At 74.4% G+C, this 13,755-nt stretch carries 14 protein-coding genes; 5 read left to right on the top strand and 9 right to left on the bottom strand.

The annotated features are described in order from the left end of the window. Window positions 1–322 precede the first annotated feature (322 nt). From def to ACSMX9_RS20655, 8 genes are all read right to left on the bottom strand, one after another. On the bottom strand, window positions 323–970 hold the full coding sequence (def, locus tag ACSMX9_RS20690) for a peptide deformylase (protein WP_366116712.1): 648 nt from the start codon (window positions 968–970) through the stop codon (window positions 323–325). A gap of 167 nt (window positions 971–1,137) precedes the next feature. Beyond that, window positions 1,138–2,118 carry a tetratricopeptide repeat protein gene (locus tag ACSMX9_RS20685; protein ID WP_445395906.1) on the bottom strand — a complete coding sequence of 327 codons (981 nt, stop codon included), beginning with the start codon at window positions 2,116–2,118 and terminating at the stop codon, window positions 1,138–1,140. A 261-nt stretch (window positions 2,119–2,379) separates the two neighbouring features. Beyond that, window positions 2,380–3,669: an HD-GYP domain-containing protein gene (locus ACSMX9_RS20680; protein WP_445395904.1), complete on the bottom strand. Its 1,290-nt coding sequence runs from the start codon at window positions 3,667–3,669 to the stop codon at window positions 2,380–2,382. After that, window positions 3,666–5,036: an HD-GYP domain-containing protein gene (locus ACSMX9_RS20675; RefSeq protein ID WP_445395902.1), complete on the bottom strand. Its 1,371-nt coding sequence runs from the start codon at window positions 5,034–5,036 to the stop codon at window positions 3,666–3,668. The genes ACSMX9_RS20680 and ACSMX9_RS20675 overlap by 4 nt, the downstream gene beginning before the upstream one ends. Before the next feature lie 200 nt (window positions 5,037–5,236). Continuing rightward, window positions 5,237–5,563, bottom strand: a complete 327-nt coding sequence (gene rsrA / locus ACSMX9_RS20670; RefSeq protein ID WP_351248077.1) for a mycothiol system anti-sigma-R factor — start codon at window positions 5,561–5,563, stop codon at window positions 5,237–5,239. Beyond that, the gene (locus ACSMX9_RS20665; RefSeq protein WP_445395900.1) at window positions 5,560–6,234 is read right to left on the bottom strand and encodes a sigma-70 family RNA polymerase sigma factor; all 675 of its coding nucleotides are present in this window, start codon (window positions 6,232–6,234) and stop codon (window positions 5,560–5,562) included. The genes rsrA and ACSMX9_RS20665 overlap by 4 nt, the downstream gene beginning before the upstream one ends. A 432-nt stretch (window positions 6,235–6,666) precedes the next feature. Beyond that, entirely contained in the window at window positions 6,667–7,305 is a 639-nt protein-coding gene (locus ACSMX9_RS20660; protein ID WP_445395898.1) for an alpha/beta hydrolase family protein, read from the bottom strand. Window positions 7,306–7,351: 46 nt separating this feature from the next. Next, window positions 7,352–8,074 carry a M50 family metallopeptidase gene (locus tag ACSMX9_RS20655; RefSeq protein WP_351248103.1) on the bottom strand — a complete coding sequence of 241 codons (723 nt, stop codon included), beginning with the start codon at window positions 8,072–8,074 and terminating at the stop codon, window positions 7,352–7,354. 49 nt (window positions 8,075–8,123) lie between these two features. Between ACSMX9_RS20655 and ACSMX9_RS20650 the strand changes: the two genes are divergently transcribed. The 4 genes from ACSMX9_RS20650 to ACSMX9_RS20635 all read left to right on the top strand — a co-directional run bounded on the left by ACSMX9_RS20650 (window position 8,124) and on the right by ACSMX9_RS20635 (window position 11,917). Next, window positions 8,124–8,939 (top strand): SOS response-associated peptidase, encoded by an 816-nt coding sequence (locus ACSMX9_RS20650; RefSeq protein WP_445395896.1) that lies wholly within the window; start codon window positions 8,124–8,126, stop codon window positions 8,937–8,939. 105 nt (window positions 8,940–9,044) lie between these two features. Beyond that, window positions 9,045–10,418 (top strand): 3-phosphoshikimate 1-carboxyvinyltransferase, encoded by a 1,374-nt coding sequence (aroA, locus tag ACSMX9_RS20645; RefSeq protein ID WP_445395894.1) that lies wholly within the window; start codon window positions 9,045–9,047, stop codon window positions 10,416–10,418. Window positions 10,419–10,432: 14 nt separating this feature from the next. Beyond that, window positions 10,433–11,461, top strand: a complete 1,029-nt coding sequence (rsgA, locus tag ACSMX9_RS20640; protein WP_445395892.1) for a ribosome small subunit-dependent GTPase A — start codon at window positions 10,433–10,435, stop codon at window positions 11,459–11,461. Between the two features lie 132 nt (window positions 11,462–11,593). Continuing rightward, the gene (locus ACSMX9_RS20635) at window positions 11,594–11,917 is read left to right on the top strand and encodes a DMT family transporter (protein ID WP_351248087.1); all 324 of its coding nucleotides are present in this window, start codon (window positions 11,594–11,596) and stop codon (window positions 11,915–11,917) included. Here the strand turns inward: ACSMX9_RS20635 and ACSMX9_RS20630 are convergent. Continuing rightward, on the bottom strand, window positions 11,862–12,494 hold the full coding sequence (locus tag ACSMX9_RS20630; protein ID WP_445395890.1) for a TetR/AcrR family transcriptional regulator: 633 nt from the start codon (window positions 12,492–12,494) through the stop codon (window positions 11,862–11,864). The two genes, ACSMX9_RS20635 and ACSMX9_RS20630, sit on opposite strands and share 56 nt — an antisense overlap. A 225-nt stretch (window positions 12,495–12,719) precedes the next feature. Between ACSMX9_RS20630 and hisN the strand changes: the two genes are divergently transcribed. Beyond that, the gene (gene hisN, locus ACSMX9_RS20625) at window positions 12,720–13,520 is read left to right on the top strand and encodes a histidinol-phosphatase (RefSeq protein ID WP_445395888.1); all 801 of its coding nucleotides are present in this window, start codon (window positions 12,720–12,722) and stop codon (window positions 13,518–13,520) included. The last annotated feature ends 235 nt before the right edge of the window (window positions 13,521–13,755 follow it).

Genomic DNA, 13,755 nt, shown 5'->3' with positions numbered 1-13,755 from the left:
CTTACTCCGTTCACCGTCCCAAGCTGCCGAGAACATCCCCATACGTGACTGAATTTGGATCGCACGTGACCCGGGCGCTAAGGGGCGCATGACGGCGCACAAGCACGGCGCCCGGCGGGAGCGTATCCCGGCCGGACGCCGTTGGTGCGCGATCATTGCGCGGTCATATGAGCCCATCACCAGGCTTGGGAGTTCTCCCGAAACCCTGGAGCCCCTTTAATCACAAGGGAAGACGGGCGGGCACGCCTCCGTGCGAGGACCTCATCGGTCCGAGGGCACGGGCCGGCTCATCCCTCGTTCGAGTGACGCCCCCCGTAGACGATCAGGGGTTGGCCACCACGGGGTAGCGGGGGGTGCCCTCCTCCATCTGGCGCAGCGCGTCCTTACGGTCCCGCTTGGACAGACGGTCGATGTAGAGGTGGCCGTAGAGGTGGTCCGTCTCGTGCTGGAGGCACCGGGCGAAGTAGCCGTGCCCACGGACGGTCACGGGGTGCCCCGTCTCGTCCTGTCCGGTCACCACCGCGTAGTCCGGGCGGGCCAGTTCGGCGTAGGCCGTCGGCACCGAGAGGCACCCCTCGTTGGAGCTGTCGAGCACCCGCTGGTCCGCCGGCAGCTCCCGGAGCACCGGGTTGCACACCACGCCCACGTGCCGGGTGCCCTCGTCGTCCATGCAGTCGTACACGAAGACCTTGAGGTCCACGCCGATCTGGTTGGCGGCGAGGCCCACGCCCTCCGCGGTGCGCTGGCTGGCGAACATGTCGTCCACGAGCCGGGCCAGCTCGTCGTCGAAGGCCGTGACGTCCTTGCACTCCTTGTGCAGCACCGGATTGCCCACCACCGTGATCGGACGGGACGTGCCCCGCTCGCGGTAGGCCGCCTCGCGCTCCGCGCACTGCGCCGTGTCGATGACGAAACCCTCGTCGTCCACGGGGAGCACTCCGCCGTGTTGCTGCTCGTCCTGCTGGGACATGTCCGCCGTACGCCTTCCTCGGTGTCTCAAGGGCCCGGCGCCGGTCCACCCGGGACACCCCCCGGCGGGACGTCCGGAACCGGGCGACTGCCGGCACCCACCCTACGGCGCCCCACGGCACGCCCGGACGGGTCGCCCGCCGCGGGTGCCGGGAGAGGGGGAGCCGGTCAGCACACCTCTTCCAGGTCGCGCCAGTCCCGGGTGTCCGGGCTGTCGGCGACCCAACCGTCCAGCAACCCGCGGACCATCGGGGCGGGCGCCGCGATCCCGCACTCCCGCTCGCGCACCCAACTGCGCCCGGCCGTGCGGTGGCCCAGCGGGCCGGGCTGACCGGGTTCGCTGTGGTCGTGCGGGTCCAGGTGCTCGCCGTCGCCCTCGTCGCTGGGCATCCGGCTCTCGGAGCACGTCCGGCACAGCAGCCGCACCGACGAGGACCAGTCCTCGGCGGCGTAGCCGGCGTCGGCCGCGAGCCGCTCCAGGGCGTCCCGGTCCTCCTCGCCCTCCGCTTCCAGCAGGACCACCCAGGTCGGCACCGGCGAGGGCGCCCAGAGCTCGATCTCGTCGAAGACGGGGTAGGCGTGCCCCGCCTCCGTGGTGCGCTCCCCGTGCGGGACCCCGTCGTGCAGGACGACCTCGCCCCAGCGCCGCCCCGACGAGGGCAGCGGGATCGACAGCACCTCCAGCCGGGCCGGGTCCAGCCGCCGTCCCCACACCACCTCGGCCTCGCCCTCCGGCGAGAGCCGGACCGCGGCGCTGCCCAGTTCCATGCCGACCGGCTCGCCCGCCGCCCCGGACCGCCCCGGCACCTTCAGTCCGTACGCCTGCCAGGCCCGCCGGGCCAGCGGCCAGTCCTGGAGGGCCGTCGCCGCGATGCCCACGTTCCACCAGTCGGGCGCCCCGGTCTCCCGGTCCAGCAGGGCGACCGCCCGCAGCCCGGCGGCCCGGGCCTGCTCCCAGTCGTGCCGGAACTTGTGCAGCAGGGCCAGGTTGAACCAGGACTCCGAGAGCCAGGGCTCCAGGTCGGCGGCCCGGGTCAACAAGGCTCCGGCGTCCTCGTAACGACCGTCACCGATGAGCGTGAACGCCCGGTCCGTGGCCTGCCGCCAGGACGCGGAGGGCCGGTGCCGTCCCTTGCCGAAGATCCTCACGATTCCCGCCTGCCGTCCTCACGGGGGCGCGGACGTGCGCCCCGACCCCACCCTGCCAGGGCCAGCCGCCCCGGGACACCCTTCCCGCAGCGCCTTCGCCCGTCCTTCCGGTCCTGCTCCGATCGGGCCGGCGCCGCGCGGCCCGACCCCACCCGGCTCCTTCCCCGGATCGCCGGTGCCACCCGAGCCCGGGCCAGGGCCGTACCGAGCGTTCCGGCCGTTCCCTTCGCATCCAACCACGACCGGTCTCACGGCCGCTCCTTACCGATGGGTTACCCGGCCGGCCCCGGTCGGTCCCCCGGCGGCCGTGGCGGTGGCCCTGGCCAGCACCCGGGCCAGGGCGGCGACCACCTCCGGATGGTGGTCCCGGCCGGTCGCCAGCCGCAGCCGCTCCAGGGCGGCGAGCGCACCCCCGGCTCCGGCGGTGCGCACCATCTCGTCGTACGCGTTGGCGGTGCGGACGATCCGCGCGCTGAGCGGCTGCTCCCGGTAGGGGTCGGCCTGCGCCTCCACGATCAGCGCCACCTTCACGGCCACGCCCGTCTGTCGCACGACCGCGCCGCCCAGCTGGGCGATCCGCCGTTGCCGCCACGCCGGCAGCGAGGCGGTGGCGCCGCCCTCCACCGGGTCCACCAGCGAGAGCTGGCCGATGTCGTGCATCAGCGCCGCGTACTCCAGGGCCGTCCGCTCGGCCTGCGAGAGCCCCAGCTCACGGCCCATCGCCAAGCTCAGCGCCGCCACCCGGTGGGCGTGCCCGTGCGGGGTGTGACCGGCGACCTCGGTGGCCCGGGCGAGCGAGGCGATCGTCTGCCGGTAGGTGCGCCGCACCCCGGCGCAGCGGTGCAGCGAGAGCTGGGCCAGCAGCAGCGGCAGCGCGAACACCGGCAGCGCCCACAGCCCCGCGACGGCGGCGGTGAGCGCCATGACCGCGCCGGTCGCGCAGACCGCCGAGCCGATCCGCGCCATGGCCCGCAGTTCGTCGCGGAGCAGCGGGCCGAACGGCCAGCCGGTCCGGGACCGGGCCAGTGCGGTGGCCACCACCGCGTCGCACAGCCCGGTCGCCACCAGCACCCCGACGATCCAGAGCGCGTACCACGGCCCGGGGTCCACCAGTTCGGCGAGGGCGCCGGAGTTGTACGGGGGTTGGAAGCAGGTCGCGGCGAACGCGACGCTGAGCACCCGGCGCGCGATGTCGACCGGGTCGGGTCCACGCCCCGCGAGCAGGTGCGGCACCCCGCCGAGCAGCCCCGCGGTCACCGTCACCGCGACCACCTGGGCGACCCCGTGGTGGGTGGCCGCGCCGGCGTTCTCGCCGAGCAGCGCGTAGGCCAGGGCCCCGGCCGAGGCCAGCGGCGCGGTCTCCCGTTCGCCCTCCACCGCCGCGCGCGAACGGACCAGCTCGCCGACGGCGATCAGCACGCCGAAGGCCAGGGCGGTGCCGGGTTCCTGCACCCCGTGCGCCAGCGTGCCGCCGATGCCCCAGAGGCCGGACAGCACGGCGGCGGCGAGCACCAGGACGCCGGTGCGGCCCGGGCGGCGCGGCGCGGTCACCGGGCGCTCCGGAAGGGCGGGACCTCGCCGGGCGGGGACCGGGGCGGGGGGACGGGCGGGTCGTCCGCGGTCACCTCCGGGTGCCAGCCGTGCCGGGCGAGCGCCCGGGCCAGGGCGGCGACCATCCGGGGGTCGAACTGGGCGCCCGCGCACCGTTCCAGTTCGGCGACCGCGGTGGACACCGGGCGGGCGCGGCGGTAGGAGCGGGTGGAGGTCATCGCGTCGAAGGCGTCGGCGACGGCCACCACCCGGGCGCACTCGGGTATCCGGTCGCCGACGAGCCCGTACGGGTAGCCGCTGCCGTCGACGCGCTCGTGGTGGTGGAGGATGGCCGCCCGGGCCTCGCCGAGGAAGCCGATGCCCCGGGTCATCTCGTGCCCGTACTCGGGGTGCAGTTCGATCACCCGGCGCTCCTGGGGGGTGAGGGGGCCGTCCTTGCGCAACAAGCGGGTGGGGACGCCGAGTTTGCCGACGTCGTGCAGGATGCCTGCCAGGCGCAGGGTCTCCACCCGGGCGTCGTCCAGGCCGAGTTCGCGGGCGATCAGGACGCTGGCCCGGCCGACGCGTTCGCTGTGGCCCCGGGTGTAGCCGTCCTTGAGGTCCACGGCCTGCACCAGGGCCCGGACGGTGGCCTGGTGGGCGGCGCGTTCGCGGTGGTACTGGGCGAACGACCAGCAGGACACGTACATCGGCAGCAGCACCAGCAGGGCGGCCACCGGCCCGTACGGGCTGCGCCACAGCACCGCCATCATCAGCCCGACCAGGCCGTGCACGCTGGCGGGGGCGAGGGTGGGCAGGAACCGTCCGCGCCAGGCCCGCCGGGCCGGGACCCGTTCGGCGAGGGCGAGCACCCCGCCGTCGAGCAGGGCGAGCACGGCGCAGAAGGCGGTGACGGCGCCGGCGACGGGCAGCAGCGCCCCGGGGACGTCGGGCCCGGACACCGCGCCGAGGGCGGCGGGGCCGCCGAGGAGGTGGTGGACCCGGGCCGCGGCCCAGGTCGCCAGGGTCAGCCGGGCCGCGGCCCAGCAGCGGCGGAGGCCGGCCGGGTGCCGTTCGGGGCGGCGGACCAGTGCGCCGGGCACCGCCACGAGGGCGGCGGCGGCCGGGGACAGCAGAAACGCTCCGGCAAGGAGCACCGGGTAGAAGGCGCCGGTGCCCGGGGGCACCCGGCGGTCCCGGGCGGGCCCGTACGGGACCGCTTCGCTGCCCGCGTACAGCAGGGCGAGCAGGACCACGACCGTGAGCGGACCGCCCGCCGGATGCGGGTCGTGCACGGGGACGGTGAGCCCGGGCGCCGCGCAGAGGACCGCCAGGCAGGTCAGGCCGTACACGTACGCCCGACCCGCGACGGGTGTCGACGACCCCATCCACCGCTCCTCCCCCGGGCCCGGCCGTCAGGGCCGGGCCGCCCCGTCACAGGCCACGGAGAATAGGGGGCCGGGGGTGGCGGACGAGCGGTAATGCGGGATTCGCCGGGGCTCCCACCGAGGGATTAGCACGTTCGGGTGATATCACGCCGTGCTCTTGCGCAGCAGAGCGGGATGTGGACCCGCGGGGCGTACCGGGGTCAGACGCCCTCGGGGGAGGGCTTGGCGTCCTGGTCGGGCAGCGATCCGGACAGGGGCTCGGTCACGGTCTCGCCGGAGCGGATCAACTCGATCCGGCCCATGACCTTGGACCGGAGGTCGCTGGGGACGTCGTCGTGTCCGCAGCACCGCTTGACCAGCTTCTTCACCGCCTGTTCGAGCCCGTACTTCTCCAGGCACGGGGAGCACTCCTCGAAGTGCACCTCGAACTTGGTGCAGTCGCCCTCGGGCATCTCCCGGTCCAGGTACTCGTACAGGTGGTCGAGCACCTCGGTGCAGTCCGTCTCGTGCGGCTCTCCGCAGCTCATGAGCCCGAGCCTTTCGCTTCGTTCGCCTCTCCGGCACCGGCCGGGACGAGCCCGCGCTCGCGCGCGTAGTCCTCCAGCATGCCGCGCAGTTGGCGACGGCCCCGGTGCAACCGGGACATGACCGTACCGATGGGAGTCCCCATGATGTCCGCGATCTCCTTGTACGCAAAGCCCTCGACGTCCGCCAGGTAGACCGCGATGCGGAACTCCTCGGGGATGGCCTGGAGCGCCTGCTTCACGTCCGAGTCCGGCAGGTGGTCCAGGGCCTGCGACTCGGCGGAGCGCAGACCGGTGGACATGTGGGACTCCGCGCGCGCGAGCTGCCAGTCCTCGATCTCCTCGGCGGCGCTGCGCTGGGGCTCCCGCTGCTTCTTGCGGTAGGAGTTGATGAAGGTGTTCGTCAGGATGCGGTACAGCCACGCCTTGAGGTTGGTGCCCTCACGGAACTGGTGGAACGACGCGTACGCCTTGGCGTACGTCTCCTGCACCAGGTCCTCGGCGTCGGCCGGATTGCGCGTCATGCGCAGCGCCGCCGAGTACATCTGGTCGAGGAAGCCGAGCGCATCGCGCTCGAACCGGGCGTTGCGCTCCGTCGCCGTCTCCTCGGACCGCCCGGGCGGCTCCTGATGGCCGTCGTCGGTCCCCGCGTCGGTCCCAGTGACCGGACCCACCTCCTCAAGCGCCGTTCCGGAGCCCGGTGCGGCCCCGTTCGCTTCGGAGAATAGTCGACCGCGGCCCGCGGGGGCGGTCCGGCGGGACGGGACCAGCGGCGCGAGCGGCGGGGTCCCCGGGGTCAGCGAGAGCTCCGGCGCCCCCGTCGGGCGGGGGTCGGCGCCCCTCGGCGACGGCAGTACCGACCAAGCCAGTCCGGCGGTACCGCTGCGGCTCGGGTGCGTGATCGAACCCATGCGACGCTCTCCCCATTCCCGTGGCGTTGCCCCGGGGTGCGCACTGCGCTCCCGGGGGCTTCCCTGACGTTCCCTGCTCCGACCTGCCGAGCGGCGGGTGCCCCGGGTGCTCCGGAGGCACGTGTGCCGTTCGCTGGTGTCAACAGCGCCCGGGCGCCCGGCATTCCCGACCGGTGGAACGGGCCGGGAAGCGGCTCAGCGGACCCGGGGCAGCCAGGCCGTGACCGCGTCGACCAGGACCCGCACCGCCTCCTCGGGGGTGACCGGAGCCCGTTTGGCCACCGCGAAGGAGTGGTCGCCGTGCGGGACCCCGACCAGGTCGTAGGGGCCGTCCGGGAACTCGTCGGGGCGTCCGAAGGGGTCGTTCGCCCCCTGGACCACCAGCGTCGGCACCCCGGTGCCCAGCAGTTCGTCGGCCCGGGAGCGCTCCGGCCGGCCCGGCGGGTGCAGCGGGAAGGCCAACGCCAGCACGGCCCGTGCGCCCAGCGCGTGCGCCGTGCGGCAGGCGACCCGCGCCCCGGCGCTCCGGCCGCCCGCGATCACCGGCGGCCCCTCGGCGACGAGCACGGGCCACAGCTCCCGCCAGGCGGCGTCCAGGCTCTTCGGGGCGGGGGCCAGCTTCTTGCCGGCGACCCGCCAGGGCTGCTCGACCAGGGCGACGGTGGTGCCCGAGCGGGGCAGTTCCCCGGCCAGGGCCAGCAGGTCACGGGTGGCGGTGCCGGCGCCCGCGCCGTGGCCCAGCGCGAGCACCCGCTGGGGACGGTCGGCCCGGTGCCAGTGGATCCGGGCCTCGCCCTGGGCGGTGGGGACGTTCTGCGAACGGTCAGCGGTCACCGCGCCATCCTCGCGGCTGCGGCGCCCGGCGGCGACGAGCGGCACGTCACAGGTGGAGCAACCAGCGAGTGCCCCCTATCAACGAGCACAGGGACACCGCATGGAAGAGGAAGAGCCACAGCGCGGGCGGGACGTTGGTCAGCCGGGCGAGCTGGTCGGCGTCCGAGTCGGCGGCCCCGCCCCGGCGCCGCTTGGCCTGGAGCTCGAAGGCCGGACGCACGCCGCCCCACAGCAGGAACCAGACGACCGCGTACGCGAAGGCGGCCTGCACCTGGGGCCCGGCCACCCAGGAGACCAGGAGGAAGGTGCCGCAGGCCAGCACCACGGTGAGCACCCCGTAGGCGTTGCGGACCATCACCAGCAGCGCCAGCAGCAGGGCGGTGGCCAGCCACAGCAGCAGGGTGATGCGGCCGGCGCCGAGCAGCGCGGCACCGCCGAGGCCCAGCAGCGGGGGCGCGGTGTACCCGGCGGCGGCCGTGAGGATCATGCCGAGGCCGGTGGGCCTGCCCCGGCTGACGGTCAGTCCGGAGGTGTCCGAGTGCAGCCGGATGCCCTCCAGACTGCGGCCGGTGGCCAGGGCCACCAGTCCGTGGCCGCCCTCGTGCGCGATGGTGACGGCGTTGCGGGACAGCCGCCACAGCGGGGGCCAGACGACCACCGCCAGGGCGGCGAGGGCGGTGGCGACCACGACCCAGGTGTCCGGCTCCGGCTGGATGCCGGTGACCCGGTCCCACAGGTCCGTGGGGCTGGCGTTGGCGAGCGGGTTCATGGTCGGAGCGGCTCCCTCGGCCGGGCGTCGGTCTGGCAGTGTGGCACGCATGTGCGGACGGTATGCGGCGAGTCGTGGCCCCGAGGACCTGGTGACCACCTTCGGGATCGAGTGGTGGGACCCCGAGGAGGCGCTCGCCCCGGATTGGAACGTGGCCCCCACCAAGGAGGTCCACGTCGTACTGGACCGCCCTGTGAAGGACGCCGGCGACCCGCGTCCGGTTCGCCAGTTGCGACGACTGACCTGGGGACTCGTCCCGTCCTGGGCGAAGACGCCCGAAGGCGCCGCCCGCATGATCAACGCACGGGCCGAGACCGTGCACGAGAAGCCCTCGTTCCGCCGGCCCTTCGCCGCCCGCCGCTGTCTGGTGCCCGCCGACGGCTACTACGAGTGGGTGACCGGGGCCGCCGAGCGGGACCTGGAAGTGGAGGGCCGCCGCAAGCGCCCCCGCAAGCAGCCGTACTTCGTGACCCCGGCGGACGGGTCGGTGTTCGCGATGGCCGGGCTGTACGAGTTCTGGCGCGACCGGACGCTCCCCGACGACCACCCGCGGGCGTGGTGGGCGACCTGCGCCGTGGTGACCACCGAGGCGGAGACCACCCCGTTGGCCGAGGCCCCCGCCGAGGGCCCGACCTCCCTCGCCGACATCCACCCCCGGATGCCGCTGATGCTCACCCCGGACCGCTGGGACGCCTGGCTCGACCCCGGCCGCACCCACCCGGACGAGGTGCGTCCCCTGCTCGCCCCTCCCCCGCCCGGACTGGTGCGCGCCCACCCGGTGTCCACCGCGGTCAGCAACGTCCGCAACAACGGCCCCGAACTGCTGACCGAGCTGGACGGACCCGAGGAGGCCACCCTCTTCTGAGCCGCTCCGCCGGGCGGGGCACACCGGCCGCCCCGCCCGTTACCAGCGGGTTTCGGCCCAGGTGTACGGGAACCCCGGGCGCGGGCAGCCACTAAGGTTGACGACATGACCGAGACTGCCGCGCACCCCGCCCTCTGGCCCGCCCCGCACGCGAGCGGAGCCGTCACCGCGACGGTCCAGGTACCCGGTTCGAAATCGGTCACCAACCGCGCCCTGGTGCTCGCCGCCCTGGCCGCCGAGCCGGGCTGGCTGCGGCGTCCGCTGCGCTCCCGGGACTCCCTGCTGATGGCGTCCGCCCTGCGGGCGATGGGCGTGGGCATCGAGGAGACCGTGTCGTCGTTGTCCTCGTCACCTTCGTCGCCCTCGTCGCCCTCGGGTGCCTCCGGCTCCCCGGACCCCGCCGGCGGCGAGGCGTGGCGGGTGATCCCCGCGGGGCTGCGCGGCCCGGCCACCGTCGACGTGGGCAACGCCGGCACCGTGATGCGCTTCGTCCCGCCGGTGGCGACCCTCGCGGACGGGCCGATCCGCTTCGACGGCGACCCCCGCAGCTACGAGCGTCCCCTGCACGGCGTGATCGACGCGCTGCGCGCGCTCGGCGCCCGGATCGACGACGAGGGGCGGGGCGCGCTGCCGCTCACCGTGCACGGCAGCGGCGCCCTGGAGGGCGGCCGGGTCGAGGTCGACGCCTCCTCGTCCTCCCAGTTCGTGAGTGCGCTGCTGCTGTCGGGACCCCGGTTCAACCAGGGCGTGGAGGTCCGGCACGTGGGCGGCCCACTGCCGTCGATGCCGCACATCCGGATGACGGTGGACATGCTGCGCCGGGCCGGGGCCCAGGTGGACGCCCCCGAGTCGGGGGGCGAGCCGAACGTGTGGCGGGTCACCCCGGGCGCGCTGCGCGGGGTGGACCTGACGATCGAGCCCGACCTGTCGAACGCCCAGCCCTTCCTGGCCGCGGCACTGGTCACCGGGGGCCGGGTCCTCGTCCCGGACTGGCCGGCGCACACCACGCAGCCCGGGGACCGGTTGCGGGAGATCTTCACCGAGATGGGCGGTTCCTGCGAACTGACCTCCGAGGGCCTGGTGTTCACCGGCTCCGGGAAGGTCCACGGCATCGACGTGGACCTGAGCGAGGTCGGCGAGCTGACCCCGGGCATCGCGGCGGTCGCGGCCCTCGCGGACTCCCCCTCGACCCTGCGCGGGGTGGCCCACCTGCGGCTGCACGAGACGGACCGGCTGGCCGCGCTCACCCGGGAGATCAACGCCCTGGGCGGTGACGTCACCGAGACCGCGGACGGGCTGGAGATCCGCCCCCGTCCGCTGACCGGGGGCACCTTCCACACCTACGACGACCACCGGATGGCGACCGCCGGCGCGATCATCGGTCTGGCGGTGCCGGGCGTGGTGATCGAGAACGTGGCGACCACCGCGAAGACGCTGCCCGACTTCCCCGCGTTGTGGGCCGGGATGCTCGGGAACTGACGGACGGCACGATCATGCGTCGCTACGGCAAGCACACCGACGAGGACGACATCCGGGTCCGCCCCAACCGCAAGGGCAACCGGCCGCGCAGCACGCTGCGGCCCAAGCACGAGGACGCGGCGGACGGCATGGTGCTGACCGTGGACCGGGGACGGTTGACGTGCCTGGTCGGGGGCCGGACCGTGGTGGCGATGAAGGCCCGGGAGCTGGGCCGCAAGGCCGCGGTCGTCGGGGACCGGGTCTCCCTGGTGGGCGACCTGTCCGGGACCAAGGACACCCTGGCGCGGATCGTGCGGATCGCCGCGCGCTCCTCGGTGCTGCGGCGCACGGCCGACGACGACGACCCCTACGAGCGGGTGGTGGTGGCCAACGCCGACCAACTCGCGATCGTCAGTGCACTGGCCGATCCGGAACCCCGGCCCCGACTGATCGACCGCTGCCTGGTGGCCGCCTACGACGGCGGGCTGGAGCCGCTGTTGATCCTCACCAAGGCGGACCTCGCCCCGCCGGGCCCGCTGCTGGAGACCTACGAGGCGCTCGGCGTGCCCTACGTGGTGACCTCCCGCGAGGAGTTGACGGACGGCCAGGCGGCCGGGCGGGTGCACGCCCTGCTGGACGGCAAGGTCACCGCGTTCGTGGGGCACTCCGGGGTGGGCAAGACGACCCTGGTGAACGCCCTGGTCCCGGAGGAGCGACGGCGCACCACGGGACGGGTGAACGCGGTGACCGGGCGCGGCCGGCACACCACCACCTCGGCGCTGGCGCTGCCGCTGGCCGGGGCGGCGGAGGGGACGGGGCTGACGGGGTGGGTGATCGACACTCCGGGCGTGCGGTCCTTCGGACTGAACCACGTGGACCCGTCCCGGGTGATCCACGCCTTCCCGGACCTGGAGCCGGGCACGGTGGACTGTCCGCGGGCGTGCAGCCACGACGAGCCCGACTGCGCCCTGGACGACTGGGTCGCCGGCGGGCACGCGGACCCGGCGCGGCTGTACTCGCTGCGGCGGCTGCTGTCGGTCCGGGAACGCCACGAGGGCGACTGAGCCGACCCGGGGCCCCCGGGTTTGCGGGACCGCCGCCCAGGTAAAGGCATAGCCGGTACGGACACACACGCACGAGTCCGCACCAAGCCTGACGAAGCGGTCACGGCACGCGGGGACAGCGGGAGGCATCGCATGGCGTGGCTGCTGGTGATCGTCGCCGGAGTGCTGGAAACCGGCTTCGCGGTCTGCCTGAAACTCTCCCACGGCTTCACCCGGCTGTGGCCCACGATCGCGTTCGCCGCCTTCGCCCTGGGGAGCTTCGGCCTGCTGACCCTGGCGCTGAAGCGGTTGGACGTGGGCCCCGCCTATGCGGTGTGGACCGGGATCGGGGCGGCCGGGACCGCGATCTACGGGATGGTCTTCCTGGGCGACCTGGTGTCCGCGATGAAGATCGTGTCCATCAGCCTGGTGATCGCCGGGGTGATCGGGCTCCAACTGTCGGGATCCGCGCACTGAGTTCGGGGTCCAGCGCCACGCGGACCAGTTCCGCCGTCGCCCCCCGGGGCGGTGGGGCAACCAGGCAGGAGAGGGCCAGCCGGAGGGCGACCTCGGCGGAGCGGGCCAGGTCGGCGCGGCCGTCCGGGGCGCCCGGGGGCGCCAACGCGGCGGCGGCGCGGTCACGGACCCGGTGCAGCAGCTCCTGGGGGGAGGGCAACGGCGGGGGCGGCGGGCCGGCGGCGGGCAGGGCGGCGAAGGCCTCGGCGGGCAGCCACGCTTCCCAGGTCCCGGTGAGCGCGGAGCGCACCAGGGCGTTGCCGCGAGCGGCGGTGACCAGCCATTCGGCGAGCGCCGCCAACCGGTCGGCCGGGGTGCCGGGGCGGGCCAGGGCCGGGTCGACGCCGGCGAGGTAGCCGTCGATCTCGCGGTGGACGAGGGCCCGGGCAAGCCCGTCCTTGCTGCCGAACTCGTTGTAGAGCGTCTGGCGCGAGACCCGGGCGGCGGCGGCCACGTCGGCCATCCGCACCGCGGACCAGGGGCGTCGGGCCAGTGCGGCCCCGGCGGCGTCGAGCAGCGCGCCGCGCGCTGTGGTCATCCTCGCGCCCTTCTGGCGGTGACATCGATGTCAGACGTGCGACTCGGCGAGGTCGGCCCGCACGCACGCCCGAACGGGGTGGACCCGCTGCCAGCGTTGACGGCGCCACCGGCGGTGTCAAGGGCCTTGACCGGGCGCTCCGCCCGGCGGCCCGGCCCTTCCGGGGCCGTCCGGTGCGCGGACGGCCGGTGGCCCCGGCCGGGTGCCGGTCGCTACTGTTCGGCCATGCCCGACTACCACGATGACCTGCGGTTGGCCCATGTGCTGGCCGATGCCGCCGACGCAGCGACCATGGACCGGTTCAAGGCCCTCGACCTGAAGGTCGAGACGAAGCCGGACATGACCCCGGTGACCGAGGCGGACCGGGCGGCCGAGGAGTTGATCCGGGGCCAGTTGCAGCGGGCCCGCCCCCGGGACGCGGTCCTGGGCGAGGAGTACGGCATCGAGGGCACCGGCCCGCGGCGCTGGGTCGTCGACCCGATCGACGGCACCAAGAACTACGTCCGCGGGGTCCCCGTGTGGGCGACGCTGATCGCGCTGATGGAGGCCGGGGAGGGCGGGTTCCAACCGGTGGTCGGCCTGGTGTCCGCCCCCGCGTTGGGTCGGCGCTGGTGGGCGGCGAAGGGACACGGGGCGTTCACCGGGCGGAGCCTGGCCTCGGCGTCCCGGCTACGGGTCTCCCGGGTGTCGCGGCTGGCCGACGCCTCGTTCGGGTACTCCTCGCTGACCGGCTGGGAGGAGCAGGGGCGCCTGGACGGCTTCCTCGACCTGACCCGTGCGGTGTGGCGGACCCGCGCCTACGGCGACTTCTGGCCGTACATGATGGTCGCCGAGGGCTCGGTGGACATGTGCGCGGAGCCGGAGCTCTCCTTGTGGGACATGGCCGCGAACGCGGTGATCGTGACGGAGGCGGGCGGCACGTTCACCGGCCTGGACGGCCGGCCGGGGCCGCACAGCGGCAACGGGGTGGCCTCCAACGGGCCGCTCCACGACGAGTTGTTGGGGTACCTCAACCAGCGCTACTGAACCGGCGGACGGAGCGGTCGCGTTCCCGGTCGCTGCCACGGGTCGCGGGGACGCGGTCCCGGGGAAGCCGGCGCCCCGGTCCAGCCGATCGTCACACCGCGTCACCACACGCAAACGATCGATCACTCAAAGTGGCCGAATCGTGATCCGTCGAGCCCCTTTTGCCCGCCCATGCCCCCTTGTTGACCCGGACGGCGGCTGCCACCCTGAGAGTCCCCCCATTTGTGAACTTGTG

This window comes from Streptomyces sp. LE64, assembly GCF_052606915.1.
The sequence above is the reverse complement of the archived record's forward strand: the minus strand, read 5'-3'. Positions and strand labels throughout refer to the sequence as shown.

Excerpts from the sequence above, each read along its gene's own strand:
- def (WP_366116712.1), bottom strand. The coding sequence starts at position 970 with ATGTCCCAGCAGGACGAGCAGCAACACGGCGGAGTGCTCCCCGTGGAC.
- ACSMX9_RS20675 (WP_445395902.1), bottom strand. The coding sequence starts at position 5,036 with ATGGGGTCGTCGACACCCGTCGCGGGTCGGGCGTACGTGTACGGCCTG.
- rsrA (WP_351248077.1), bottom strand. The coding sequence starts at position 5,563 with ATGAGCTGCGGAGAGCCGCACGAGACGGACTGCACCGAGGTGCTCGAC.
- ACSMX9_RS20655 (WP_351248103.1), bottom strand. The coding sequence starts at position 8,074 with ATGAACCCGCTCGCCAACGCCAGCCCCACGGACCTGTGGGACCGGGTC.
- ACSMX9_RS20650 (WP_445395896.1), top strand. The coding sequence starts at position 8,124 with ATGTGCGGACGGTATGCGGCGAGTCGTGGCCCCGAGGACCTGGTGACC.
- aroA (WP_445395894.1), top strand. The coding sequence starts at position 9,045 with ATGACCGAGACTGCCGCGCACCCCGCCCTCTGGCCCGCCCCGCACGCG.
- rsgA (WP_445395892.1), top strand. The coding sequence starts at position 10,433 with ATGCGTCGCTACGGCAAGCACACCGACGAGGACGACATCCGGGTCCGC.
- ACSMX9_RS20635 (WP_351248087.1), top strand. The coding sequence starts at position 11,594 with ATGGCGTGGCTGCTGGTGATCGTCGCCGGAGTGCTGGAAACCGGCTTC.
- ACSMX9_RS20630 (WP_445395890.1), bottom strand. The coding sequence starts at position 12,494 with ATGACCACAGCGCGCGGCGCGCTGCTCGACGCCGCCGGGGCCGCACTG.
- hisN (WP_445395888.1), top strand. The coding sequence starts at position 12,720 with ATGCCCGACTACCACGATGACCTGCGGTTGGCCCATGTGCTGGCCGAT.